This window comes from Ralstonia sp. 22086 (genome assembly GCF_052045975.1).
In the GTDB taxonomy this organism is placed as follows: Bacteria; Pseudomonadota; Gammaproteobacteria; order Burkholderiales; family Burkholderiaceae; genus Ralstonia; species Ralstonia wenshanensis.
The window spans coordinates 817,311-841,573 of sequence record NZ_JBQEPZ010000003.1 but is presented as its reverse complement, the minus strand read 5'-3'; the positions used below and the strand labels follow the sequence as shown (position 1 = coordinate 841,573).

The following is a 24,263-nucleotide window of genomic DNA, read 5'->3' as shown; positions in this document are numbered from 1 at the left end:
TGCCGCTCGTTGTCGTGCCGATGTTCTGCTGGCCGGCGGCGCGCTTGATCGCAGGAGCATAGCGTGCGGCCATGCAAAAAGGCACCCGAAGGTGCCTTTCTGCGCCCGCCAAGGAGAGGGGCGGCGGGCAAAAACCAAAGCGTGCGTCAGAACTTGTGGCGCACACCCACTGCCACACCGACCTGGTTTTCCGAGTTCGGCGTAATGAAGTACGTCTGCGATGCTGCGGGCAGATAACCCACCGACGTCTGTGCACCCGTTGCCGGGTTCGTCACGTAGCCGATCGAATCCCAGTTCAGCGAACCATTGCGCGAATACGCTGCCGTCAGGTACACGTCGGTGCGCTTCGAGAAGTTGTAATCGGCAATGAAGTTCCACTGCTGCGGGTTGCGCGGGTTGATCGTGGCGCCGCCGATGGTCGCTTCCTTGATGTTGTCGTAGTAGTACGACAGCGTCAGGCCCAGTGCCGGGGTGGCCTGGTAGTTCACGCCCAGCCAGTAGAGGTCGTCGCGGTGCGGCGTCAGTGCTGCCGTGGCGCCGCTGGAGGGCGCTTCCGTGTTGCCATAGCGGAAGCCTGCCATCACCTTGACGGGGCCCGTGGTGTAGCTCGCTGCAATGGCAGCGCGCTTGTCCCGGGCATATTCGTTGCCGCCCGACAGGCCCAGGGCTTCTGCGGCCGTCAGCACCTTCACTTCGTCATACGCGATGCCCACGCCAAACGGGCCAGCGAAGTAGTTCGCCCCGGCGCCGTAGGCCGAGTTGGCCGTGGTGCTGCCCGTGCGCTCGCCGAACGCCCAGTGGGCTTCGACCGTCAGCGGCCCGAATGCAGCGCCGTACTTGATCATGTTGTCTTCGCGGAAGTTCGCACCCAGCAGGCCGACCACCGGCTCCCACTGCGTGGCGTAACCGCTCGGCGAGAAGTTCGCCATCATGTCGAAGATCGTCGTGTACTGACGACCCAGCGTGATCTTGCCCCAGTTGCCCTGCAGGCCCACAAACGCCTGCCGGCCGAACAGACGGCCACCTTGCTGCAGCGTGCCGGTGTCCATGCCGAAGCCCGATTCCAGCACGAACAGGCCCTTGAGGCCGCCGCCGATGTCTTCAACGCCGCGCAAGCCCCAGCGGTTGGAAGACAGGCCGCCCGCCTGCATCGCAAGGCGCGATCCGCTGCTGCCCGGAATGGCAACCCCCGCCGCAGTCACGGCCTGCTCATGGTTGACGTATTCGACGTTCGCGTCGACCACGCCGTACAGCGTCACACTCGACTGAGCCTGCGCAACACCCGCAAACGTGCCCAGCACTGCCAATGCCAGCAGCGATTTCTTCATCGGTCGGTCTCCAGATCTTTAATTTTGAGTTCAGTGGCAGGCAGACCCTCCGTTCTCGTCTTCCCGCCCCATGACTTTCAAACGAAGTCGCTGACTAATGTAGCAACGCGGTACTGGGCTCGGTCGAAATTTGCGAACGAATGTTCGTAAACGCGCGTTTGCTGTCTGATCCCGGCAACAGGCTGTTTCCAAATTTGAAATAGATCGGCGATAGGCAGGCTCGATTCCTTGCGGTTTTAGATGCGATCCGCGCGCCAACAGGGTTATCCCGTACAGTAGTGTTTGGTCGGCCGGGTTCTGACCGGACGCAATGTCCCGCGCGGTGTCGGCCTTACAATGACGATCGCGCCGCACGCCATTGCCGGCGGCGCCCGCAATCATGTTCGACCGCTTCATCCCCGAATTCGACCGCGCCTTGCGCGCTGTGGCAGGCGTCACCCGCGCCAGCCGACCGAACCCTGCTGACGCCGTTATCGTGGCCACCTCCGCGGATAAGGCCGACAGCGCGACCAAGCTTTCCGAGGCCGACCGCCGCCATGCAGCCGGCCTGATGCGCGTGAATCATGTCGGCGAGGTTTGCGCCCAGGCTCTGTATCAGGGGCAAGCGCTATTTGCCCGGGACCCCGCCATCCGCGCTCAGCTCGACGAAGCCGCACGCGAAGAAGAAGACCACCTCGCCTGGTGCGCCCAGCGCCTTCAGGAATTGAACGACCGCCCGAGCCTGCTTAATCCGCTGTGGTATGCCGGCGCTTTCGCCATCGGCGCGGTGGCCGGACGCCTCGGCGACAAGATCAGCCTTGGCTTCGTCGCCGAGACCGAGCGCCAGGTCGAGCATCACCTCGACGGCCATCTCGATACATTGCCCGAGCAGGACACCCGGTCGCGCGCCATCGTCGCTCAGATGCGCGACGACGAAATCCGCCACGGCGACAACGCGCGCCAAGCCGGTGGCATTGATCTGCCTGCGCCGATCCGCCAAGCCATGCGTGCCGCGTCACGCGTCATGACCACCGCCGCCTACCGCATCTGATGGGCGTGTCGCGTGTCGCGCGGGTCGATCGGCCCGCCGACACGGCGCACGCTCCTCCATTCGCCCGACCTCTGCCGCCTGCGGTCTGCGCCTCGAACCGGGGCGCTGGCCGCTTGTCGTTCTCTCACGTGGTTTCTACATAAACCACGCTATCTCCTTCATTTGATTGGGAAAAGTGAGGTGGCGCCTCTGGCGGGGTGCGCTAAGTCATTGTTCTGATTGCAAATTTTCCGTCTCCCAGGCCTCCGCAAGCCTTGACCGTCTAAAGTCGTTCCTCTAAAGTGGGAAACAGTGTCAGAAAGTGTAGTTTTGTGGTTCAAAGAGGCCGTTTTCGGGGCCAGTTGACGGCAAGGTAAGTGGCGATCAAGTCGCCGCACGGAGAGAGAAACCAACGTGTTCCAGGGTGCGTCGGCGCTGACGCTGGATGCCAAAGGGCGGATGTCCATTCCGTCGCGGCACCGCGAAGCGCTCCAGCTGCAGGCCGAGGGCCGGGTGACTGTGACCAAGCACCCGGACGGTTGCCTCATGCTGTTTCCGCGCCCCGAGTGGGAACGCTTTCGCGAGCGCATCGCTGCGCTGCCGATGGAAGCCCACTGGTGGAAACGGATCTTCCTGGGCAGCGCCGCCGATGTCGAACTCGATACCGCCGGCCGCGTCCTCATCACCCCAGAACTGCGCACGGCTGCCTCCCTTGAACGTGACGTGATGCTGCTCGGCATGGGCAGCCACTTCGAAGTCTGGGACGCCGCCACGTACACCGCGAAGGAGCAAGCCGCCATGGCGCAAGGCATGCCCGACGCCCTCAAGAATTTCTCCTTTTGATGACGCGCGATGACAACCCAAGCCAGTACGGGACTGCGCCATCAGACGGTGCTCTTAGACGAAGCGGTCGATGCGCTCATCTGGCGCGACGACGGCATCTATATCGATGGAACCTTCGGGAGAGGCGGGCACAGCCGGCTCATCCTGGAACGGCTGGGGCCCGGCGGCAGACTTGTCGCCTTCGACAAGGACCCAGCAGCAATCACCGAAGCGGGCACCGTAGAGGATGCCCGCTTCGCTATTGAGCATGACAGCTTCGCGCAGATGGCCTCGGCCCTGGATGCGCGCGGCATTGAACGGGTGGCCGGCGTGCTGCTCGATCTCGGCATCAGCTCGCCGCAGATCGACGAAGGCGCACGTGGCTTCTCGTTCCGGATGGATGGCCCGCTCGACATGCGGATGGACACCACGCGCGGCATCACCGCAGCCCAATGGCTGGCCGAGGCTGATGAGCGCGACATTGCGAGGGTGATACGGGACTATGGGGAAGAACGGTTTGCTGTACAGATTGCAAAGGCGATTGTTGCTCGCCGGGGCCAATCCGGGGATCGAGGTCCTCTCGATCGCACATCCGAGCTTGCCGCGCTCGTGGCGCAAGCCGTCAAAACACGCGAGAAGGGTCAAGACCCTGCGACCCGCACCTTTCAAGCTTTACGGATTCACGTCAATCAAGAGCTTGCGGACCTCGAAACCGGTCTGAAGGCCGCCTTTGAACGCCTGGAGCAGGGGGGACGTCTCGTCGTGATCAGCTTCCATTCGCTGGAAGACCGTATCGTCAAGCGCTTCATGCAGGCCCTGGCGCGCCCGGAGCAATCCGCCGCGCCGGAACTGCGTCGGGCGCCGCTGCGTGCGCATGAGCTGCCGGCGCCGCAGTTGCGCCTGCTTGGCCGCGTGAAGCCGTCGGAGGCCGAGGTGTCGGCCAACCCGCGTGCGCGCTCGGCCATCATGCGCGTGGCCGAACGCTGCTGACCGACGGGGCCGCCTCCATGAACCGCCTGAACATGTTCCTGCTGACCGCGCTGGTGCTGTGCGCCTTGTCGCTGGTCAACGCACAGCATCAGGCGCGACAGCTGTTTGTCGAGCTGGATCGCGCGCAGGCGGACGAGAAGCAACTCAACACCGACTGGTCGCGTCTGCAATATGAGCAGAGCGCGCTGGGCAAGAGCGCTCGCATTGCCGATATCGCGAGCAAGCAATTGAAGATGTCGCCCGCGCAGGCGGGGCGCACGCAGTATCTGCAGGGGTTTGCCGATTTGCCGGCAGCAGGGGGAGCCTTCGGGGCTTCCTCGGCGGCGGCCAGCGCACCCACGGCTTCCGGAGTACAGCCATGAGTGGCGCACGCAAGTCCAACGGCACCACGGCGCGGGCGCGTCCGGGCCAGTTTTCCGCCAGCCCGGTGCTGGGCCTGCGCCTGCCGATGTGGCGCTCGAAGCTGGTTGTGTTCCTGATGTTCGCGGCGTTCCTGGCGCTGATCGGCCGCGCGCTGTGGATTCAAGGCCCTGGCAACCGCTTTTATGAGGCCGAGGGCAAGAAGCGCTTCCAGCGCACGCTGGAGTTGCCGGCCACGCGCGGCAAGATTCTCGATCGCAATGGCCTGGTGCTGGCCACGAGCCTGCCGGTGAAGGCTATCTGGGCCGTGCCCGAAGACGTGCCCAACAACGTGCCTGGCGAAGACATGAAGAAGCTCGCCAAGCTGCTCGGCATGAGCGATAAGGAGCTTTCGGGCAAGCTGGGCGAAGACAAGGGCTTCGTGTATCTCAAGCGCCAGGTGCTGCCCGAGGTAGCCGATCAGATCGCCGCGCTGAAGATCGAAGGCATCTATCAGACGCGTGAGTACAAGCGTTTCTACCCGGAAGGCGAGGCGATGGCGCACATCGTCGGGTTCACCAACGTCGAGGACAAAGGCCAGGAAGGCATGGAGCTGGCGCGTGAGTCCGACCTCGCGGGTGCCGCCGGCCAGCGTCAGGTGATCAAGGATCGGTTGGGCCGCGTTGTGGAAGACGTTGGCGTGCTCAAGGCCCCGCGTGATGGGCATGACCAAACGCTGTCGATCGACGCCAAGATCCAGTACCTGACCTTCAACGAATTGAAGGCCGCCATCGAGCGTACCCGCGCAAAGGCCGCCAGTGCGATCGTGCTGGATGCCCAGACCGGCGAAGTGCTGGCGCTCGCCAACTACCCGACCTACAACCCGAACGACCGCAGCCGCCTCTCGGGCGAGCAACTGCGCAACCGCGTGCTGACCGACACCTTCGAGCCAGGCTCGATGATGAAGCCGATCACGATCAGCCTGGCCCTGCAGCTCAAGCGCGTGACGCCGACCACGCTGGTGCAGACCAACGGCAAATACAGCTTTGAAGGCGCGACCATTTCCGATACCGGCAACTACGGCACGTTGACGGTCGCCCAGGTGATCCAGCACTCCAGCAACATCGGTACGACCAAGATCGCGATGATGCTCAAGCCGCAGGAAATGTGGGACATGTTCACCAGCGTTGGCTTGGGGCAGGCGCCGAAGATCGGCTTCCCGGGCGCGGTGGCTGGGCGGCTGCGCCCGGCAAACAAATGGCGTCGCATCGAGCAGGCGACCATGTCATATGGCTACGGCCTGTCGGTGTCGTTGTTCCAGATTGCGCATGCGTACACCATCTTCGCGCACGATGGCGAGCTGATTCCGATCACGATGTACCGCACCGACGGCCAGCCGCCGCAGGGCGAGCGCGTGATCTCGCCGGAGGTGGCACGGCAGGTCCGCCAAATGCTCGAGACGGTGACGGCGCCCGGCGGCACCGCACCGCAGGCCCAGGTGATGGGCTACCGCGTCGGCGGCAAGACCGGCACGGCGTGGAAGCACACCGGGCGCGGCTATGACCGCTCCAAGTATCGCGCCTCGTTCATTGGTCTGGCGCCCATGTCGAACCCGCGCATCATCGTGGCGGTGAGCGTGGACGAGCCGACCGTGGGTAACCGCTATGGCGGCGGCGCGGCCGGCCCCGTGTTCTCTCAAATCGTGGGCGGCACCCTGCGGGCATTGAACGTGCCGCCGGATTCGCCGGTGCGCCAGCTCGTGATGACGCCGGACGTGCCGGAAGAGCCGGTGGGGGGCTTGCAATGACAGCCAAGCCCACTTCTGACCGCCCGACCATCGCCGCGCGTCTTGCGCCCGTGGTGGATTGGCTGCGCGCCCAGGCGCCGGCAGGTGCCGACCTCACCAGCGACACGCGCAAGCTCAAGACCGGCGATGTGTTCGTCGCCTACGTGCTCGGCAATGTGCGCCAGCGTGGCGATGGCCGTCCGCATATTCCGCAAGCCATCGAGGCTGGCGCTTCCGCCGTGCTGGCCGAAGCCCATGGTTACGCAATGCCCGCCGACGCGCCCGTGCGCATCCTGCCGGTGGACGGCCTGGCTGAACTGGCCGGGCCGCTGGCCGCGCAGTGGTACGGCGTGCCCGGCCCGGACGCATTGCGTGTGATTGGCGTGACGGGTACCAACGGCAAGACATCGTGCTCGCAATGGATCGCGCAGGCGCTGACCAAACACGGCCAGCGTTGCGCAGTGGTGGGTACGCTTGGCACCGGGTTTGTCGATGCGCTGGCCATTACCGGCTTTACCACGCCGGACGCCATCCAGCTCCAGCGCAGCCTCGCCGATCTGCACCGTGAGGGTGCCCGCGCCATCGCCATGGAAGTCTCGTCGCACGGCCTTGAGCAAGGCCGCGTCGATGGCACTTGCTTTGATATCGCGGTGTTCACCAACCTGACGCAGGATCACCTCGACTACCACGGCACGATGGCCGAGTACGAACTCGCCAAGGCGCGCCTGTTCGGCTGGCCGGGCCTGCGCGCCGCGGTCATCAACCGCGACGACGCCGCCGGTGTGCGCTTGCTGCAGAACGCCCGCGCCGATGTCGAAACCATCGAATACGGCATCGACGGCGAAGCCGCGGCGCAGCACGGTGCCAAGCAATGGCTGCGCGCCAGCAACGTGCGCGCGCACCGCACCGGCACGACATTCGACGTAGATGGCAGCTTTGGCCACGCGACCGTCCATGCGCCTACGGTGGGTTTGTTCAACGTATCGAATTTGCTCGGTGTGCTGGGCGCACTGCTGGCGGCCGGCGTGCCGTGGCAGGACGCCATCGCACGCCTGGAAAAACTGCAACCCGTGAGCGGCCGTATGGAGCGTTTCGGCGGCGAAGACGGTCCGTTGGTGGTGGTGGATTACGCCCACACGCCGGACGCGCTGGAGCAGACGCTGCGCGCACTCGCGCCGATTACCGAGGCGCGCGGCGGGAAACTGTGGGCCGTGTTCGGCTGCGGCGGTGACCGCGACCCCGGCAAGCGTCCGCAGATGGGCGCTATCGCCGAGCGCCTGGCGCCGCACGTTGTGCTGACCTCCGACAACCCGCGCAGCGAAGATCCGCAGCACATCCTCGACGAGATCGCCGACGGCATGGACAACCCGCGTGCCGCCACCCAGATCGAAGACCGCGCGGCCGCCATCCTGCATGCCGTGCGGCACGCCGATGCGCATGACGTGATCGTCGTGGCCGGCAAGGGGCATGAATCGACGCAGGAAATTGCGGGTCGCAAGCGGCCGTTCTCCGATCAGGAGCATGTGCGTCTTGCGCTTGCAGCCCGCGGGGTGAACGCATGATCGCCCCGACCGTGATGATGCACGCCACCGACGCCGCTGCCTGGATGGCGGGCGCCCATCTGGCGGGCCCCGACTCGGCCATCCTGCGCGTGACAACCGACAGCCGCGCAGTGCAGCCCGGCGACCTGTTCGTCGCGCTGATCGGCGAGCGTTTCGATGCGCACGATTTCCTGCCCGAGGTGGTGGCGCGTGGCGCGTCCGCCGTGCTGGTGTCGCGCGCACCGGCCGCCACGCTGGACGTGACCAAAGTGGCTGTGCTGACCGTTGCCGATACGCGTGTCGGGCTCGGCCAACTCGCGGCCGGGTGGCGCCGTCAGTTCCCGATTCCGGTCGTCGCCGTGACCGGCAGCAACGGCAAGACGACGGTCAAGGAAATGATCTCGGCGATCTTCGCGCAGGCCGTGGGTGAAGACGCCCGCCTGGCGACCGCCGGCAACTTCAACAACGACATCGGCCTGCCGCTCACGCTGTTCCGCCTGAATGCGCAACACAAGTTGGCCGTGCTCGAACTGGGCATGAACCACCCGGGCGAGACGGCCGTACTGGCCGCCATTGCCCAGCCCACCGTCGCGATGATCAACAACGCCCAGCGCGAGCACCAGGAATTCATGGTGAGCGTGGAAGCGGTGGCTGAAGAACACGCCGCTGTGCTGGCCGCGTTGCCGGTCGATGGCGTGGCGGTGTTTCCGCGTGATGCGGCCAACGGTGGCGAATATGCGCCGGTGTGGCAAGCAGCGGCCGGTGCGCGCCGCGTGCTCGATTTCGGTATCGAGGCCGGGGCTGTGACCGGCACGGTGGTGGACACTGCCGACGGGCAACGCATCGATGTGCAGGCCCCAGGCCAGCGCTTCGTCATCACCTTGCCGTTGCTGGGTTTGCACAACGCGCGCAATGCGCTGGCTGCGACGGCATGCGCGCTGGCTGCGGGCGTTGCCCCGGAGGTGATTGCGCAAGCGCTCGGCAACTTTGCTCCGGTCAAGGGGCGGTTGCAGCGCAAGCAGGGCAGACACGGCGGCCTTGTCATCGACGACACGTACAACGCGAACCCCGATTCGATGCGGGCAGCGATCGACGCGCTCGTCACGCTGCCGGCGCCGCGATGCTTGGTGTTGGGCGACATGGGCGAAGTTGGCTCGCAGGGTCCGGCATTCCACGAAGAAATCGGCGCCTATGCGCGCACGCACGGCATCGACGCGGTGCTGGCAACCGGCGAGCTTGCGCGCCACACGGTCGACGCATTCGGCGCGGGCGCCCAGCATTTTGCGTCGGCAGAGGATTTGATTGAACACGGCGTGCCCGCCATTGCGCCGGCCGCGACGGTATTGGTGAAGGGATCGCGCTTCATGCGGATGGAACGCATTGTGGAAGCGCTGGTCTTGAAAGACCCGGTAGCGGATTTGCCGACCGGTTCCAGCACACAACAGCAGCATTAAGGGAAGCAAGAACCCATGTTATTGGCATTGGCGCAATGGTTGCAGAACGATTACGGCTTCCTGCGCGTCTTCAACTATCTGACGTTCCGCGCCGTGATGGCATCGCTCACGGCGCTGGTGATCGGCCTCGGGTTCGGGCCGTTTGTGATCCGTCGCCTGACGGAACTGAAAGTCGGCCAGGCTGTGCGCAGCTATGGTCCGCAGACGCATCTGGTCAAGGCCGGCACGCCCACCATGGGTGGTGTGCTGGTGCTCATCGGCATTGCCGTGTCGACGCTGCTGTGGGCCGACTGGGGCAACCGCTTTATCTGGATCGTGCTCCTGGTCACGCTCGGTTATGGCGCGATCGGCTGGGTGGATGACTACCGCAAGGTCGTGCACCGTGATCCGAAAGGCATGTCTTCGCGCGAGAAGTTCTTCTGGCAGACCGTGATCGGCCTCTTTGCAGCGGCATACCTGGCGTTCTCGGTATCGGAGACAAGCAACATTCGCGTGCTCGAGCTGTTCATGGATTGGGTGCGCAGCGGCCTGTCACTCAACCTGCCGGCCAAGTCGCACCTGATCGTGCCGTTCTTCAAAGAGATCAGCTACCCGCTGGGCGTATTCGGTTTCATCATCCTGACGTACCTCGTGATCGTTGGTTCCAGCAATGCGGTGAACCTGACCGACGGCCTTGATGGCCTCGTCATCATGCCGGTCGTGCTGGTGGGCAGCGCGCTGGGCGTGTTTGCCTACGTGATGGGCAGTGCCGTCTACAGCAAGTACCTGCTGTTCCCGCACATTCCGGGAGCGGGCGAGCTGCTGATCTTCTGCTCGGCGATGGCCGGGGCGGGGCTCGCCTTCCTGTGGTTCAACGCGCATCCGGCCCAGGTGTTCATGGGAGACGTCGGCGCGCTGGCGTTGGGCGGTGCGCTGGGCACCATCGCCGTGATCGTGCGCCAGGAAATCGTGCTCTTCATCATGGGCGGCATCTTCGTGGCCGAAACCGTCTCCGTGATGCTGCAGGTCACGTGGTTCAAATTCACCAAGAAACGTTATGGCGAAGGCCGGCGCCTGTTCCGCATGGCGCCGCTGCATCACCATTTCGAGCTCTCCGGCTGGAAGGAAACGCAAGTGGTCGTGCGCTTCTGGGTCATCACCATGATGCTGGTGCTGATCGGCCTGTCGACCCTGAAGCTGCGGTGAGCACGGACATGACCGACGTGACCGAATCCATCAACCCGGACGACGACGTGGCCGCCACGCAGCCTGAAGCCGCCGTGGACGCCGTGATCGCGACGCTCGATTCCGCCGAGCCGATGCCCGCTGCTGAAACCGCGCAGGAGCCGCGCATGTTCGGCGACTTCGACGCGCCGGTGGTGCTGGTGCTCGGCCTCGGTGAATCCGGGCTGGCAATGGCGCGCTGGTGCGCCCGTCACGGCGCCCAAGTGCGCGTGGCTGATACGCGCGAGGCCCCGGCCAACCTACCGGCGCTGCGCGCGCATGTGCCGGACGCCGAATTCGTGGGCGGCCCGTTCGCCGTGTCTCTGCTGGACGGTGTGACGTTGGTGGCGATCAGCCCGGGCCTGTCACCGCTGGATGCCAACGTCGCTGCGCTGCTGAGCGCCGCCAATGCGCACAGCGTGCCGGTGTGGGGTGAGATCGAATTGTTTGCGCGCGCGCTGGCGGGTCTCAAGGCCGCGCAAGGCTATGCGCCCCGCGTGCTGGCCATCACCGGGACCAACGGCAAGACCACCACTACGGCGCTCACGGGTGCCTTGGTGGAGCGCGCCGGCAAGACCGTCGGCGTGGCAGGCAACATCAGCCCATCGGCCCTGGACAAGCTGAGCGAATGCGTGGATGCCGACACGCTGCCCGACGTGTGGGTGCTTGAGCTGTCGAGTTTTCAGCTCGAAACCACGCATACGCTGGACGCAGACGCCGCCACCGTCCTGAACATCACGCAGGACCACCTCGACTGGCACGGCACGATGGACGCCTATGCCGCAGCCAAGGGCCGCATTTTCGGCGGCAACACCGTGCGGGTGCTGAATCGTCAGGACGCCGGCGTGATGGCATTCGCCAGCAAGACCGGTCGCGATGTCACGTTCGGCATCGACGAGCCGGGCACGCCTGATGCGCTCGGCTTGCTGCGCGATGGCGGCATGCCCTGGATCGTATTGGCCGAAACCGACGAGGACGATCTGCCCAAGCCCACGCGCCGCAAGAAGGGTGACACCGCGCCCGCCGCGCCGGTGCCGGTGCGCCTCAAGCGCCTGATGCCAGCTGATGCACTGCGCATCCGCGGCTTGCACAACGCGACCAACGCGATGGCTGCGCTGGCACTGTGCCGCGCGATCGGCCTGCCCGTGAGCGCGCTGCTGCACGGCCTGCGCGACTACGCCGGCGAGCCACACCGCGTCGAGCTGATCGCCGCGTTTGACGACATCGAATTCTTCGACGACAGCAAGGGCACCAACGTCGGGGCGACGGTGGCTGCGCTTTCGGGCTTGTCCAAGCATGTTGTGCTCATCGCAGGTGGCGACGGCAAGGGTCAGGACTTCTCGCCGCTGGCCGAGCCGGTCGGGCAATACGCGCGTGCCGTCGTGCTCATCGGCCGCGATGCGCCGCTGATTCGCGAAGCGCTGGCGAATACCGGCGTCACGCTGGTCGATGCCCCGACGCTGGAAGCTGCGGTGCGAGAAGCCGCGGCGCTCGCTCAACCCGGCGATGCCGTGCTGTTGTCGCCAGCGTGTGCCAGCTTTGACATGTTCCGCAACTACGAACACCGCGCCCAGGTGTTCCACGAGGCCGTGGCCGCATTGGCGGCAGACCGAGGAGTCCTCCTATGAGCGACACCCAGATCAAGCGCAGCGGCTTCATCGGCGCGACCATCGGCAATGCGTGGGAGGGTCTGCGCGATGCGGTTTCGGGCGTCAAGCCCACGCGCTCCAAGATGATGGAGTACGACCAGCCGCTGATGTGGGTGGCGATCGTGCTGCTCGGCCTCGGGCTGGTGATGGTGTATTCGGCGTCGATCGCGTTGCCCGATTCGCCCAAGTACGCCAACTACAGCAACGGGCACTTCCTGATTCGCCACATTTTCTCGCTGGTGATCGGGCTCATCGGCGCGATCGTCGCATTCCAGATTCCGGTCAAGTTCTGGGACAAGTACGCGCCGAAGCTTTTCATCATCGCGCTGGTGCTGTTGGTGATCGTGCTCGTGCCGCACGTGGGCAAGGGCGTGAACGGCGCGCGGCGCTGGCTGCCGCTGGGCGTCATGAACTTCCAGCCGTCCGAACTGATGAAGCTGGCGGTGGTGCTGTACGCCGCCAACTACACCGTGCGCAAGCAGGACTGGATGCAGAGCGTGCGCAAGGGCTTCCTGCCGATGGGCGTGGCCGTGGCGTTTGTCGGCTCGCTGCTGCTGTTGGAGCCGGACATGGGCGCGTTCCTGGTGATCGCGGCCGTGGCCATGGGCATCCTGTTCCTGGGTGGCGTGAACGGCAAGCTGTTCGGCGGACTGGTGCTGACGGCAATTTCGACCTTCTCGCTGCTGATCGTGGCGTCGCCCTGGCGGCGTGAGCGGATCTTCGCGTACCTCAACCCGTGGCAAGAGGAATACGCGCAAGGCAAGGCGTACCAGCTCACGCACTCGCTCATCGCCTTCGGCCGTGGCGAGTGGACCGGCGTTGGTCTGGGCGGCAGCATCGAGAAGCTGCATTACCTGCCCGAGGCGCATACCGACTTCATCCTGGCCGTCATCGGCGAGGAGCTGGGCTTTGTCGGCGTGCTGATCGTGATCCTGCTGTTCTACTGGATGGTGCGCCGCTCGTTCGAGATCGGCCGTACCGCGCTGCAGCTAGACCGCACGTTTGCCGGCCTGGTCGCAAAGGGCCTGGGTATCTGGCTCGGCTGGCAGGCCTTCATCAACATGGGTGTGAACCTCGGTCTGCTGCCGACCAAAGGTCTGACGCTGCCGATGGTCAGCTACGGTGGCTCGGGCATCCTGATGAACTGCGTGGCGCTCGCGCTGTTGCTGCGTATCGACTATGAAAACCGCGTGCTGATGCGTGGGGGCAAGGTATGACGGCACGCGTTTCGGCCGATCTGGCGCCGCGCACGCTCCTCGTCATGGCCGGCGGTACGGGCGGTCACATCTTCCCCGCGCTGTCGGTGGCCAAGCTGCTGGCCGGGCGCGGCTGGAGGGTGGTGTGGCTTGGTAACGCCAATGGCATGGAGGGCCAACTCGTACCCAAGCACGGCTTTCCGCTGGAGTCGGTGCAGTTTGGTGGTTTGCGCGGCAAGGGCCTCGTCACCAAGTTTCTGCTGCCGCTCAATCTGCTGCGCGCGTTCTGGCAGAGCCTTGGCGTGGTCCGCCGTGTGCGTCCGAACGTGGTGCTGGGCATGGGCGGCTATATCACGTTCCCGGGCGGCATGATGAGCGCGCTGCTGGGGCGCCCGCTGGTGCTGCACGAACAGAATTCCATCGCAGGTCTGGCCAACCGCGTGCTCGCGCGCGTGGCCGATCGCGTGCTGTGCGCGTTTCCGAATGCGCTGTCTGGCGCCGAGTGGGTTGGCAACCCGATCCGCGCTGACCTGGCCATGCTGGCTTCGCCGCAAGCGCGCTATGCCGAGCGAACCGGCCCGCTGCGCGTGCTGGTCGTGGGCGGTAGCCTTGGCGCCGCGGCCCTCAACGACGTGGTGCCCAAGGCGCTGGCGTTGCTGCCGGCCGATACGCGCCCGATCGTCATTCACCAGGCCGGCGCCAAGCAGATCGACACGCTGCGCGCCAACTATGCCGCCGCCGGCATTGACGATGGCCACGCGCAGCCCGTGCCCTTCATCGACGACATGGCGGCTGCGTATGCGCACGCCGATCTCGTGATCTGCCGCGCGGGGGCAATGACCGTTTCAGAAGTGGCCGCGGCGGGTGTCGCGGCGCTGTTCGTGCCGTTCCCGCATGCCGTGGACGATCACCAGACCACCAACGCGCGCTTCCTCTCCGAGCGCGGCGCAGCGCTGTTGGTGCCGCAGCAGGAACTGGGTCCGGCATCGCTGGCAGATACACTCGCGTCCCTGACGCGTGCGCAATTGGCCGATATGGCGGCTAAAGCACGTGAGCAGGCACGGCCCGAAGCGGCCGAGCGTGTCGCCGACGTGTGTGTAGCGGTGGCACGGGCATAGGGAATCGAATCGATATGAAGCACATCGTCAAGAACATCCATTTTGTAGGTATCGGCGGCGCAGGCATGAGCGGCATCGCTGAGGTGCTGCTGAATCTGGGCTACCGCGTGACAGGCTCGGATCTGGGCAGCAGCGCGACTACGCAGCGTCTGGCATCGCTGGGCGCAACGATCATGCAGGGCCACGCGCCGGAGCACGTGATCGGCGCCAATGCCGTGGTGGTCTCCACCGCCGTGCGCGGCGACAACCCCGAAGTGCTGGCCGCGCGCGCCAAGCGCATCCCCATCGTGCCGCGTGCGGTGATGCTGGCCGAGCTGATGCGCCTGAAGCAGGGCATCGCCATTGCGGGCACGCACGGCAAGACAACCACCACCAGCCTGGTCGCGTCTGTGCTGGCCGAAGGCGGCCTGGACCCGACCTTCGTGATCGGCGGCCGCCTGAACTCGGCCGGCGCCAACGCGCGGCTGGGCACGGGCGATTTCATCGTCGCCGAGGCCGACGAATCCGACGCGTCGTTCCTCAACCTGTTCCCCGTGATCGAGGTCATCACCAATATCGATGCCGATCACATGGACACCTACGGGCACGACTTCGCGCGCCTGAAGCAGGCGTTCATCGAGTTCACGCAGCGTCTGCCGTTCTACGGCATTGCCGTGCTGTGCGTGGATGACCCCAACGTGCGCGAAATCCTGCCGTTCGTCTCCAAGCCTGTCGTGCGCTACGGGTTTGCCGAAGACGCGCAGGTGCGCGCCGTCAATGCGCGCGCCGTCGATGGCCGCATGGAATTCACCGTCATCCGCCAGCTCAACGGCCATGCGGAGCCGCCGCTGTCGATCACGCTCAACCTGCCGGGCCTGCACAACGTGCAGAACGCGCTGGCCGCCATCGCCATCGCTACCGAACTGGAAGTGCCGGACGAGGCCATCGTCAAGGCGCTGGCCGAGTTCAACGGCGTGGGCCGTCGCTTCCAGCGCTACGGCGAAGTGCCGACCGCGGACGGCAAGGGCCGCTTCACGCTCATCGACGACTACGGCCATCACCCGGTCGAGATGGCCGCCACGCTGGCCGCGGCGCGCGGTGCGTTCCCCGGTCGCCGCCTCGTGCTGTCGTTCCAGCCGCACCGCTTTACCCGCACGCGCGATTGCTTCGAAGATTTTGTGAAGGTGCTCGGCACCGTAGATGCGCTGCTGCTGGCCGAGGTATACGCCGCCGGTGAGCCGCCCATCGTTGCCGCCGACGGGCGCGCGCTGACGCGTGCGCTGCGCGTGGCCAACAAGATCGAGCCGGTATTCGTGGAACAGATTGAAGACATGCCGCAAGCGATTCTGGATGCGGCGCAGGACGGCGACGTGGTCATCACCATGGGCGCTGGGTCGATCGGGCAGGTGCCCGGTCAAGTGGTTGCGTTGCAGGCGCAGGTGCGCACCGCCAACGTCGTGGATCTGAACGGAGGCGCCGCAGCATGACGACTGGTCCGTTTGTTCCAAATCCGACGATTGATCCGAAGTCTCTCGGCAAGGTGGGCGTGCTCATGGGCGGCCGTTCCGCCGAGCGCGAAATCTCGCTGATGTCCGGCAACGGCGTGCTGGCTGCGCTGCGCGCGCGCGGCGTCGATGCGCATCCGTTCGATCCGGGCCTGCAGGCCGTGGCCGATCTGGCAAAGCAAGGGTTTGATCGCGTGGTGATCTCGCTGCACGGCCGCTTTGGTGAAGACGGCACGATCCAGGGCCTGCTCGAGCAATTCGGCATTCCGTACACCGGCAGCGGCGTACTCGCGTCTGCGCTGGCGATGGACAAGGAAGCCACCAAGCGCCAATGGCAGACCCACGGACTGCCCACGCCCGATTTCGTGATGCTGCATGCCGGCGCCGACTGGCAGGCCGTGGCCGACCGCCTTGGCCTGCCGCTGATCGTCAAGCCGGCGCGCGAAGGTTCGTCGATCGGTCTGACCAAGGTCATGAGCGCCGCCGAGCTGCCCGCCGCCTACGAAAAGGCTGCGCGCCTGGACCGCGACGTGATGGCTGAGCAGTTCATCGAAGGCGACGAACTGACCTGCCCGATCATCGGTGAAGGCGAAAGCGCCACGGCATTGCCGCTCATCCGCATCGTCGCGCCGCAGGCCAACTACGACTACCAGAACAAGTACTTCACCGACGACACGCGCTACGAATGCCCGGCACCGATTCCCGCCGACGTGGCCGCGCGCGTGCAGGCGCTGGTGGTACAGGCGTATCGCGGGCTGGGCTGCCGTGGCTGGGGCCGTGCCGACATCATGCTGCGCAAGTCCGACAACGCGCCGTTCCTGCTGGAGATGAACACGTCGCCGGGCATGACTGGCCATTCGCTGGTGCCGATGGGCGCGCGCGCGGCCGGCATCAGCTATGAAGATTTCGTCTTGCAACTGGCGGCGAGTGCATCGCTGGAGCTGCACGCGAGCACCGACTGGAAACCAGAGTAATCAACGCAACGTCAGCGAAACCGGACAACACAACGTTATGTGGCACAACACCCGTCTCCTCAACGCCGTCGCGAGTGCGCTGTATGCGCTGCTCGCGCTTGGCGCGTTGGGCGTTGGGGCGGTCTGGCTGATGCAGCGACCGATGTTCCAGCTGCAGCAGGTGCGGGTAATGCCGATGGCTGGCAGCGAGTTGCGCCACGTGAATGTACCGAGTCTGCGCGCTAATGCGCTGCCCAAGCTGCGCGGCAATTTCTTCTCGCTGAATCTGGATGAGGCACGTGCCGCGTTCGAATCGGTGCCGTGGGTGCGGCGTGCGAGCGTGCGTCGCGTGTGGCCCAACGGGCTGCTGGTGGAAGTGCAGGAACACGAAGCGCTCGGCACCTGGGGCGGCAATGAGTCCGGCAAGCTGGTCAACACGTATGGCGAAGTCTTCGTGGCCAACCTGGCCGAAGCTGAAGACGACACCGACCTGGTTGCGCTGGCTGGCCCCGAAGGAACCGAGCAGGACGTGGTCGACAAGCTGGAGACCATGACCGAGTGGTTCAAGCCGATGAATGTCGAGCCGCTGAGCGTGACGCTCACCGACCGCTACGCCTGGCGCGCGCGGTTGTCCAACGGCACGGTCATCGAGCTGGGCCGAGAACTGAATGACGATGACCGCACCGCGTTGGCCGCGCGTGCCCGCCGCTTTGTGCGTGCCTGGCCCGAGGTAACCAAGCGCTGGGGCGGTCAGATCGAATACGCCGATCTGCGGTATCCCAACGGATTCGCAGTTCGGGCGGCGGGTGTGCGCTTCCTGACCGATGCGCAGGCTGCGGTGCTGGCCAAGGGGGGCAAGCTACCTGGCACCGCGAATGGCACCAGCAGTGCTGCAAAGCCGAAAGCCACGCTGGGGGGTAAGCCGGCGGCCAACAACAAAGCAACGCGAAGCACAGAGAAAACGCGATGAGCAAGGAATACAAGGATCTTCTGGTCGGCCTGGACATCGGCACCTCCAAGGTGGTGGCGGTGGTGGCCGAGCTTCGCCCCGACGGCGCCTACGAGGTCATCGGCATGGGCCAGACCGAATCGAAGGGGCTGAAAAAGGGCGTGGTCGTCAACATCGAGGCGACCGTCCAGTCGATCCAGAAAGCGCTCGAAGAAGCGGAGCTGATGGCCGACTGCAAGATCAGCGAGGTCTTCACCGGCATCGCGGGCAGCCACATCCGCAGCTTCAACTCGAGCGGCATGGTGGCGATAAAGGACAAGGAGGTCACCTCCACCGACGTGGCGCGCGTGATCGAGACCGCCAAGGCCGTCAACATCCCGACCGATCAGCAGATCCTGCACATCCTCACGCAGGAATTCATCATCGACGGGCAGGAAGACGTGCGCGAGCCGATCGGCATGAGCGGCATTCGGCTTGAGGTGAAGGTGCACATCGTGACGGGCGCGGTGAGTGCCGCCCAGAACATCGTCAAGTGCGTGCGCCGTTGTGGCCTGGAAGTGCACGACCTGATCCTGCAGCCGCTGGCGTCGAGCCTGGCGGTGCTGACCGAAGACGAGAAAGAACTCGGCGTGGTGCTGGTCGACATCGGCAGCGGCACGACCGATATCGCCATCTTCAGCGAAGGCGCGATCCGCCACACGGCCGTGATCCCCATCGCCGGTGACCAGATCACCAACGACATTGCCATGGCCCTGCGCACGCCGACGCCGGACGCTGAAGACATCAAGATCCAGTACGGCATCGCCAAGCAGGTGCTGGCCGATCCGGACGAGATGATCGATGTGCCGGGCGTTGGTGATCGCGGCCCTCGCACGCTTTCGCGCCAGGCGCTGGCTGCCGTGATCGAGCCGCGTGTGGAAGAGCTGTTCTCGCTCGTGCACCAAGTGGTGCGCGAATCGGGCTATGAGGAACTGCTCTCCAGCGGCGTGGTCCTCACTGGCGGTACCGCGATGATGCCGGGCATGGTCGAGCTGGGTGAAGACATGTTCTTGAAGCCCGTGCGTGTGGGCGTGCCCGAGTACCGCGGCAATCTGCACGAAGTGGTGAAGAGCCCGCGTTACGCCACGGTGATGGGCCTGCTGCAGGAAGGCCGCGTGCAGCGCGTGCGCGGGCGCAAGGTCGTCGTGCAGTCCGGGTCGGCCAAGCAGATCTGGACGCGCATGAAGGAATGGTTCATCGGCAACTTCTGAGCACGCGTGTGCCAGGCGTTGACGATGTGCTCCCTGGGGGGAGCAAGTTGAGTTTCTTGTTTTGATGTTTTTTGTTCAGGAACCAGGAGTTGCGGCGGGGAGGCTGCATCGTCTGGGACTGATCACTTCTGGAGGCAATGATGGACTTCGACATGATTGAAACGGAAATGCAGGACGGCACCATCATCAAGGTGGTCGGCGTCGGCGGCGCGGGCGGTAATGCCGTGCAGCACATGATCAACCGCGGCGTGCAAGGCGTGGAATTCATCTGCATGAACACCGATGCGCAGGCGCTCAAGCGCTCGACCGCATCGCGCGTGCTGCAACTCGGCAGCACCGGCCTGGGCGCTGGGGCCAAGCCGGAAGTGGGCAAGCACTGCGCAGAGGAAGCCCGTGAGCAGATCGCTGACGCACTGCGCGGCGCGCACATGGTCTTCATCACTGCCGGCATGGGCGGCGGTACGGGCACGGGCGCAGCACCGGTGGTTGCACAGGTGGCCAAGGAAATGGGCATCCTGACCGTGGGCGTGGTGTCCAAGCCGTTCGACTTCGAAGGCGCACGCCGCTCGAAGGTTGGCGAACATGGCGCGAACGACCTCGAAGGCAACGTCGATTCGCTGATCGTCGTGTTGAACGAAAAGCTCTTCGAAGTCATGGGCGACGACGCCGAGATGGACAAGTGCTTCCAGTGCGCCGACGACGTGCTGCACAACGCGGTGGCCGGCATTGCGGAAATCATCAACGTTGATGGTCTGGTGAACGTCGACTTTGAAGACGTGAAGACCGTGATGGGCGAGCAAGGCAAGGCGATGATGGGCACGGCCACCGTGTCCGGCGTCGACCGTGCGCGTCTGGCCGCTGAGCAAGCCGTGGCCAGCCCGCTGCTGGAAGGCGTGGACCTGTCGGGTGCGCGTGGCGTGCTGGTGAACATCACGGCCAGCCGCTCGCTCAAGCTGTCCGAGACCAAGGAAGTGATGAACACCATCCGCAGCTATGCCGCGGAAGATGCCACCGTCATTTTCGGTACGGTCTACGACGACGCCATGGGCGACGCGCTGCGCGTGACCGTGGTTGCCACGGGCCTGGGCCGCGCCGCTCGAAACAAGCAACAACAGCAGCAGACGATGACGCTGCTGAAGACCGGTACCGACAACCAGCCAGTGGCTTTCGGCGGTGGCGCCGGTCACTCGGTGGCAGCTGCGCCGGACTACAGCAATTTCGACACCCCGGCCGTGTGGCGCAGCTCGCGTGAGTCGGCATCGGCTCACGTGGCAGCACTGCAAGAGAAGGGCGTCGACACGTACGACATTCCGGCATTCCTGCGCAAGCAGGCGGACTGATCGGGCCTGCGTTGGTTCGATAGCGCTCGCGCACGTCCGACTGCCTGCGGCACCACACGCCGCGCGCGATTCACGGCTCCCCTCCCGCGATCGCCGTTGTGTGATGGCCCGCCACTCGCCAGTCGACAGCGCTCGACGAACCGGACACAGTCGTTGCCGCCGGGCAGGTTGGCCTCTGGCCGCCTCCCCGGAAGGGTTCACCCCGCCCGGCGGGTGTATCCGTTCGTTGTGCCGCGCGCGGTGCGTTCCGACCCAAGCGGCCTGATGGTGTTGTCTCCCAAGACCGCCCGCGTGGTTCGTTCACGCGGGCGGTCTTGTTTTTTCGAACCGGCTGCGCGCTCGCGTGGCAAGTTCTATGATCGCGATATCCGCGCACGCTCCCTGACGATCATGATCCAGCCTGGTCAACCGCTGCCCGACGCAACGCTCTACGAGTTCTTTGAAGTGGAAAAGGACGGCTGCGCGCTCGGCCCCAACGCTTTCTCCGTCCAGCTCCTGGCCGAGGGCAAGACGATCGTCATCTTCGGGCTGCCTGGCGCGTTCACGCCGACCTGCTCGGCGCGGCATGTGCCCGGCTACCTTGCCCACTTCGACGCGCTGCGCGCCAAGGGCGTCGACGAGATCTGGTGTGTGTCCGTCAACGATGCCTTCGTGATGGGGGCCTGGGCCCGCGCGCAGGGCACGGACGACAAAATCCGCATGCTGGGTGACGGTAGTGCTGAGTTCACCATCAAGCTCGGCCTGGAGCAGGACCTCTCCAAGCGCGGCATGGGCGTGCGTTCACAGCGCTACGCGATGGTCGTGAAGGACGGTGTGGTAACAGCGCTACAGGTGGAAGCGCCCGGACAGTTCGCCGTCAGCAGCGCCGAATCGATCCTGGCGATACTCTGACGCCACCCGCGCGGCTCCCCCGAAAGGCGGAGTACCGCCCGCTATGCCGCCTCGCCGCGCAACTGACTGGTCCGTGGCGCTGAATGTGCGTGGGCTAAGGTTGAGCAAAGTATGAGGACGCCTAACATCCCGATACAAAAGTCGTTTTGAAGGCAGGGATGTGAAAATGGTATGCTTAGGGTTATCACCTATGCAGACTGCATAGATAAAAACAATCGTAGAAATTTCGTGAGTTGAGGGCGGCCATGTTGAAACAACGCACCATCAAGTCCCTCGTCAAGACCGTCGGTATCGGGTTGCACTCGGGCCGTAAGGTGACGTTGACGTTGCGCCCGGCAGCCGCAGGCACCGGCATCGTCTTCACGCGCGTTGACCTCGACCCGGCCGTCGAGATTCCCGCCACCGCCAGCGCCATCGGCGATACCCGCCTGGCGTCCGTGCTGCAGAAGGACGGCGCTCGCGTGTCGACCGTCGAACATTTGATGTCCGCTTGCGCCGGCCTCGGCATCGACAACCTCTATGTCGACGTCGACGCCGAAGAAATCCCCATCATGGACGGCAGTGCAGCCTCGTTCGTGTTTCTGCTGCAATCGGCGGGCATTGAAGAGCAGGGCGCAGCCAAGCAGTTCATCCGCGTGATCAAGCCGGTGGAAATCCGCGAGGGCGACAAGCTTGCCCGCCTCGACCCATACTTCGGCTTCAAGCTGTCGTTCACCATCGAGTTCCGCCATCCGGCCGTCGATAAAACCGGCCAGACGTTCGAAATCGACTTTGCCGATACCAGCTACACGCGCGAAATTGCCCGCGCCCGCACGTTCGGTTTCGCGCACGAAGTTGAAATGCTGCGCGAGGTCGGCTTGGCACGCGGCGGCAGCCTCGACAACGCCATCGTGCTCGACGAGCACCGCATGCTGAACAACGACGAACTGCGTTACGGCGATGAGTTCGTCCGTCACAAGATTCTCGACGCGATTGGCGATCTGTATGTGGTCGGCCATCCGCTGATTGCCGCGTACACGGCGCACAAGTCGGGCCACGGCCTGAACAACGCACTGCTGCGCGCGCTGCTGGCGGACGAAACGGCCTATGAGATCGTGACATTCGACAAGGCGGAAGAGGCGCCGCGCGCGTTCCTGCCCCAGTTGCAACCTGCGTTTTCTTGAACGGCTGACGCGGTTGTCTGCATGAAAAAAAGCGCCCCGCGGGGCGCTTTTTATTTGGGGCCGGCGGCAGGTGGAACGTGCCGGGCAATCATTTCCGCCAACGCTTGGCGCAGCGGTGAATCGGGCAGTTCGTTGGCGAGCGCCGCCAGACTGTTGACACCAACTGCCGTCATCTTGGCGCGTTTAGGCGGCTTTTCGGTCTCTTGTGGCCATAAACTGTCGCTGCCGCCCTGCGGTTGTACCCGTACACGAATTGCGGTAATCTGCGATCCCCGGCGCTGCAGACGCTCCAGCAAGGTGGGTACCACCTGCCGTAAGCGCGCCGCAGCCGCACTATGTGCGGCGAGCAACACCAGAGTCGCTTCCCGGCTATCGCGCGCATCGTTCTTGATGCCGCCGATGGCCACACCACCGCCCAAGCCGGGCGGCAACAGCGACAACACCTCCGCTTCCAACGACGCCAATTGCCTGGCCGCCTGCATCAGCGGGCCGACCGAACCGGCACCCGAAAGCCAGTCCTGGACGGGTTTTGCCACAGGCGTCTTGAGAGCGGGATGAACAAAGATTCGCATGCCGGCATTGTAGGGCGCTTCATCGCGCTTTCGTGCCGGTGGGCAGCTTTTTTGTCCGGAAAACGAGCGATGCAGATCATCCTGATTCACCCACGCAAGGCCGGCGCGACGCACCTGTCGCGACGCGGCGTCTTCGTGGCTATTGGTGCGGCACTGCTGACCGTGGCGGCTCTGTCCGTCGGTGGGACGTGGCTGGCGGCCAAGCAAGGCCTGCTGCCTGGCGCAACCGCTTCCGCGGTTGCCGGCGCTGACCAGCGTGTCACCCGCGAAAACCTCAACCTGATGGCTGCGCGCATTGGCGAAATGCAGGCGCAGATCGCGCGCCTGGACGCCCTGGGCGCCCGTGTGTCAGGGCTGGCAGGTGTGCCGCCGCGCGAGTTCGATTTCAAATCGCAGCCGAGCCGCGGCGGGCCGGAGGGTGCATTCTCTCGGCCGATGTCGATGCCGGAAATTCAGTCCGAGCTGAACCGCCTGACGCGCTCGGCCGACCAGCGCACCGATTACCTCAGCGTGCTGGAGAGCACCCTGATGGACCGGCAGATCCACGCCAAGATGATGCCCACCGTGCGCCCGGTGGCCACGGGCTACGATTCCTCCGGGTTTGGCACGCGGATCGATCCTTTCACGGGCCGGCGCACGCAGCATGATGGTGTCGATTTTGTCGGGCCCGTCGGCACGCCCATCGTGGCGGCTGCTGGCGGCGTGGTGGTGGCCAGCGAATTCCACCACGAATACGGCAACATGATCGACATCGACCACGGCAACGGTCTGAAAACGCGCTATGCGCATGCGTCCAAGGTCTTCGTGAAGGTCGGTGACATCGTGAAGGCGGGCGAGCGCATCGCGCTGATCGGCCGCACAGGCCGCGCCACTGGCCCGCATCTGCACTTCGAGGTGCATGTCAATGACGTCCCGCAGAATCCGGTGGCTTTCCTGGAGAACGCGGGGCAACCCAAGATGGCGGCCAATGCGCCCGCGCCGAAAGTTGCGGCGGCCGATATCGGAAAGAGCATGGCGGCGGCCGGCCATTGATCTGGCCCGGGTTGCAATCGGGGGCGCCCGTCCCCAGTTCAGCGTGAGTGTGTAGCCGCCCGAACGGCGTTCGGTGCGGCGTCAGAGTGCGGCGTTCCTGCCACATCCGGCGCGTCTGCCGCCATCAAGCGGGAGTTTTGCACATGCTAAACTCCCGCCTTTGCGCCAACCCTTTCCGGGCCGTTGTGCTGCCT

General features: G+C 65.0%; 21 protein-coding genes. 19 read left to right on the top strand and 2 right to left on the bottom strand.

Features of this window, described 5'->3' with window-relative positions:
* Nucleotides 1-146 precede the first annotated feature (146 nt).
* Nucleotides 147-1,328 carry a porin gene (locus ACTJK6_RS17100; protein ID WP_232041092.1) on the bottom strand — a complete coding sequence of 394 codons (1,182 nt, stop codon included), beginning with the start codon at nt 1,326-1,328 and terminating at the stop codon, nt 147-149.
* Between the two features lie 379 nt (nt 1,329-1,707).
* On the opposite strand from ACTJK6_RS17100, the gene coq7 reads away from it, so the two are divergent.
* From coq7 to lpxC, 18 genes are all read left to right on the top strand, one after another.
* Nucleotides 1,708-2,358, top strand: a complete 651-nt coding sequence (gene coq7 / locus ACTJK6_RS17095) for a 2-polyprenyl-3-methyl-6-methoxy-1,4-benzoquinone monooxygenase (protein WP_316871842.1) — start codon at nt 1,708-1,710, stop codon at nt 2,356-2,358.
* A 393-nt stretch (nt 2,359-2,751) separates the two neighbouring features.
* Entirely contained in the window at nt 2,752-3,180 is a 429-nt protein-coding gene (mraZ, locus tag ACTJK6_RS17090) for a division/cell wall cluster transcriptional repressor MraZ (RefSeq protein ID WP_024979191.1), read from the top strand.
* 9 nt (nt 3,181-3,189) lie between these two features.
* On the top strand, nt 3,190-4,149 hold the full coding sequence (gene rsmH / locus ACTJK6_RS17085; protein WP_112183567.1) for a 16S rRNA (cytosine(1402)-N(4))-methyltransferase RsmH: 960 nt from the start codon (nt 3,190-3,192) through the stop codon (nt 4,147-4,149).
* 17 nt (nt 4,150-4,166) lie between these two features.
* Nucleotides 4,167-4,511: a cell division protein FtsL gene (ftsL, locus tag ACTJK6_RS17080; protein ID WP_440839610.1), complete on the top strand. Its 345-nt coding sequence runs from the start codon at nt 4,167-4,169 to the stop codon at nt 4,509-4,511.
* Nucleotides 4,508-6,295, top strand: a complete 1,788-nt coding sequence (locus ACTJK6_RS17075) for a peptidoglycan D,D-transpeptidase FtsI family protein (protein WP_232041088.1) — start codon at nt 4,508-4,510, stop codon at nt 6,293-6,295. The genes ftsL and ACTJK6_RS17075 overlap by 4 nt, the downstream gene beginning before the upstream one ends.
* Nucleotides 6,292-7,836 carry a UDP-N-acetylmuramoyl-L-alanyl-D-glutamate--2,6-diaminopimelate ligase gene (locus tag ACTJK6_RS17070; protein WP_440839609.1) on the top strand — a complete coding sequence of 515 codons (1,545 nt, stop codon included), beginning with the start codon at nt 6,292-6,294 and terminating at the stop codon, nt 7,834-7,836. The genes ACTJK6_RS17075 and ACTJK6_RS17070 overlap by 4 nt, the downstream gene beginning before the upstream one ends.
* A complete protein-coding gene (locus tag ACTJK6_RS17065; protein ID WP_440839608.1) occupies nt 7,833-9,269 on the top strand; it encodes a UDP-N-acetylmuramoyl-tripeptide--D-alanyl-D-alanine ligase in 1,437 nt (478 codons plus the stop codon). Before ACTJK6_RS17070 ends, ACTJK6_RS17065 begins: the two co-directional genes overlap by 4 nt.
* Before the next feature lie 15 nt (nt 9,270-9,284).
* Nucleotides 9,285-10,454 (top strand): phospho-N-acetylmuramoyl-pentapeptide-transferase, encoded by a 1,170-nt coding sequence (mraY, locus tag ACTJK6_RS17060; RefSeq protein ID WP_232041085.1) that lies wholly within the window; start codon nt 9,285-9,287, stop codon nt 10,452-10,454.
* A gap of 146 nt (nt 10,455-10,600) precedes the next feature.
* Nucleotides 10,601-12,100: a UDP-N-acetylmuramoyl-L-alanine--D-glutamate ligase gene (gene murD / locus ACTJK6_RS17055; protein WP_440839629.1), complete on the top strand. Its 1,500-nt coding sequence runs from the start codon at nt 10,601-10,603 to the stop codon at nt 12,098-12,100.
* Nucleotides 12,097-13,338: a putative lipid II flippase FtsW gene (gene ftsW, locus ACTJK6_RS17050; protein ID WP_232041084.1), complete on the top strand. Its 1,242-nt coding sequence runs from the start codon at nt 12,097-12,099 to the stop codon at nt 13,336-13,338. The genes murD and ftsW overlap by 4 nt, the downstream gene beginning before the upstream one ends.
* On the top strand, nt 13,335-14,435 hold the full coding sequence (murG, locus tag ACTJK6_RS17045; RefSeq protein ID WP_440839607.1) for an undecaprenyldiphospho-muramoylpentapeptide beta-N-acetylglucosaminyltransferase: 1,101 nt from the start codon (nt 13,335-13,337) through the stop codon (nt 14,433-14,435). Before ftsW ends, murG begins: the two co-directional genes overlap by 4 nt.
* 14 nt (nt 14,436-14,449) lie before the next feature.
* Entirely contained in the window at nt 14,450-15,901 is a 1,452-nt protein-coding gene (gene murC / locus ACTJK6_RS17040) for a UDP-N-acetylmuramate--L-alanine ligase (protein ID WP_260802231.1), read from the top strand.
* Complete coding sequence (locus ACTJK6_RS17035; RefSeq protein ID WP_440839606.1) at nt 15,898-16,893, top strand: D-alanine--D-alanine ligase; 996 nt, start codon at nt 15,898-15,900, stop codon at nt 16,891-16,893. The genes murC and ACTJK6_RS17035 overlap by 4 nt, the downstream gene beginning before the upstream one ends.
* A 37-nt stretch (nt 16,894-16,930) precedes the next feature.
* Complete coding sequence (locus ACTJK6_RS17030) at nt 16,931-17,842, top strand: cell division protein FtsQ/DivIB (protein WP_232041080.1); 912 nt, start codon at nt 16,931-16,933, stop codon at nt 17,840-17,842.
* A complete protein-coding gene (gene ftsA / locus ACTJK6_RS17025) occupies nt 17,839-19,071 on the top strand; it encodes a cell division protein FtsA (protein ID WP_024979178.1) in 1,233 nt (410 codons plus the stop codon). The genes ACTJK6_RS17030 and ftsA overlap by 4 nt, the downstream gene beginning before the upstream one ends.
* 140 nt (nt 19,072-19,211) lie before the next feature.
* Entirely contained in the window at nt 19,212-20,411 is a 1,200-nt protein-coding gene (ftsZ, locus tag ACTJK6_RS17020; RefSeq protein ID WP_012436466.1) for a cell division protein FtsZ, read from the top strand.
* Between the two features lie 390 nt (nt 20,412-20,801).
* The gene (locus tag ACTJK6_RS17015) at nt 20,802-21,302 is read left to right on the top strand and encodes a peroxiredoxin (RefSeq protein ID WP_440839605.1); all 501 of its coding nucleotides are present in this window, start codon (nt 20,802-20,804) and stop codon (nt 21,300-21,302) included.
* Between the two features lie 245 nt (nt 21,303-21,547).
* Nucleotides 21,548-22,465, top strand: a complete 918-nt coding sequence (lpxC, locus tag ACTJK6_RS17010) for a UDP-3-O-acyl-N-acetylglucosamine deacetylase (RefSeq protein ID WP_024979175.1) — start codon at nt 21,548-21,550, stop codon at nt 22,463-22,465.
* Between the two features lie 50 nt (nt 22,466-22,515).
* Here the strand turns inward: lpxC and ACTJK6_RS17005 are convergent, their stop codons facing one another.
* Complete coding sequence (locus ACTJK6_RS17005; RefSeq protein ID WP_232043053.1) at nt 22,516-23,037, bottom strand: DciA family protein; 522 nt, start codon at nt 23,035-23,037, stop codon at nt 22,516-22,518.
* 69 nt (nt 23,038-23,106) lie between these two features.
* On the opposite strand from ACTJK6_RS17005, the gene ACTJK6_RS17000 reads away from it, so the two are divergent.
* Nucleotides 23,107-24,069 carry a M23 family metallopeptidase gene (locus ACTJK6_RS17000; RefSeq protein WP_260802228.1) on the top strand — a complete coding sequence of 321 codons (963 nt, stop codon included), beginning with the start codon at nt 23,107-23,109 and terminating at the stop codon, nt 24,067-24,069.
* The last annotated feature ends 194 nt before the right edge of the window (nt 24,070-24,263 follow it).

Excerpts from the sequence above, each read along its gene's own strand:
- ACTJK6_RS17015 (WP_440839605.1), top strand. The coding sequence starts at position 20,802 with ATGATCCAGCCTGGTCAACCGCTGCCCGACGCAACGCTCTACGAGTTC.
- ACTJK6_RS17035 (WP_440839606.1), top strand. The coding sequence starts at position 15,898 with ATGACGACTGGTCCGTTTGTTCCAAATCCGACGATTGATCCGAAGTCT.
- rsmH (WP_112183567.1), top strand. The coding sequence starts at position 3,190 with ATGACAACCCAAGCCAGTACGGGACTGCGCCATCAGACGGTGCTCTTA.
- coq7 (WP_316871842.1), top strand. The coding sequence starts at position 1,708 with ATGTTCGACCGCTTCATCCCCGAATTCGACCGCGCCTTGCGCGCTGTG.
- mraY (WP_232041085.1), top strand. The coding sequence starts at position 9,285 with ATGTTATTGGCATTGGCGCAATGGTTGCAGAACGATTACGGCTTCCTG.
- ACTJK6_RS17030 (WP_232041080.1), top strand. The coding sequence starts at position 16,931 with ATGTGGCACAACACCCGTCTCCTCAACGCCGTCGCGAGTGCGCTGTAT.
- ACTJK6_RS17000 (WP_260802228.1), top strand. The coding sequence starts at position 23,107 with ATGCAGATCATCCTGATTCACCCACGCAAGGCCGGCGCGACGCACCTG.
- murG (WP_440839607.1), top strand. The coding sequence starts at position 13,335 with ATGACGGCACGCGTTTCGGCCGATCTGGCGCCGCGCACGCTCCTCGTC.
- lpxC (WP_024979175.1), top strand. The coding sequence starts at position 21,548 with ATGTTGAAACAACGCACCATCAAGTCCCTCGTCAAGACCGTCGGTATC.
- ftsA (WP_024979178.1), top strand. The coding sequence starts at position 17,839 with ATGAGCAAGGAATACAAGGATCTTCTGGTCGGCCTGGACATCGGCACC.
- murD (WP_440839629.1), top strand. The coding sequence starts at position 10,601 with ATGTTCGGCGACTTCGACGCGCCGGTGGTGCTGGTGCTCGGCCTCGGT.
- ACTJK6_RS17075 (WP_232041088.1), top strand. The coding sequence starts at position 4,508 with ATGAGTGGCGCACGCAAGTCCAACGGCACCACGGCGCGGGCGCGTCCG.
- ACTJK6_RS17065 (WP_440839608.1), top strand. The coding sequence starts at position 7,833 with ATGATCGCCCCGACCGTGATGATGCACGCCACCGACGCCGCTGCCTGG.
- ACTJK6_RS17005 (WP_232043053.1), bottom strand. The coding sequence starts at position 23,037 with ATGCGAATCTTTGTTCATCCCGCTCTCAAGACGCCTGTGGCAAAACCC.
- murC (WP_260802231.1), top strand. The coding sequence starts at position 14,450 with ATGAAGCACATCGTCAAGAACATCCATTTTGTAGGTATCGGCGGCGCA.
- ACTJK6_RS17070 (WP_440839609.1), top strand. The coding sequence starts at position 6,292 with ATGACAGCCAAGCCCACTTCTGACCGCCCGACCATCGCCGCGCGTCTT.
- ftsL (WP_440839610.1), top strand. The coding sequence starts at position 4,167 with ATGAACCGCCTGAACATGTTCCTGCTGACCGCGCTGGTGCTGTGCGCC.
- ACTJK6_RS17100 (WP_232041092.1), bottom strand. The coding sequence starts at position 1,328 with ATGAAGAAATCGCTGCTGGCATTGGCAGTGCTGGGCACGTTTGCGGGT.
- ftsZ (WP_012436466.1), top strand. The coding sequence starts at position 19,212 with ATGGACTTCGACATGATTGAAACGGAAATGCAGGACGGCACCATCATC.
- ftsW (WP_232041084.1), top strand. The coding sequence starts at position 12,097 with ATGAGCGACACCCAGATCAAGCGCAGCGGCTTCATCGGCGCGACCATC.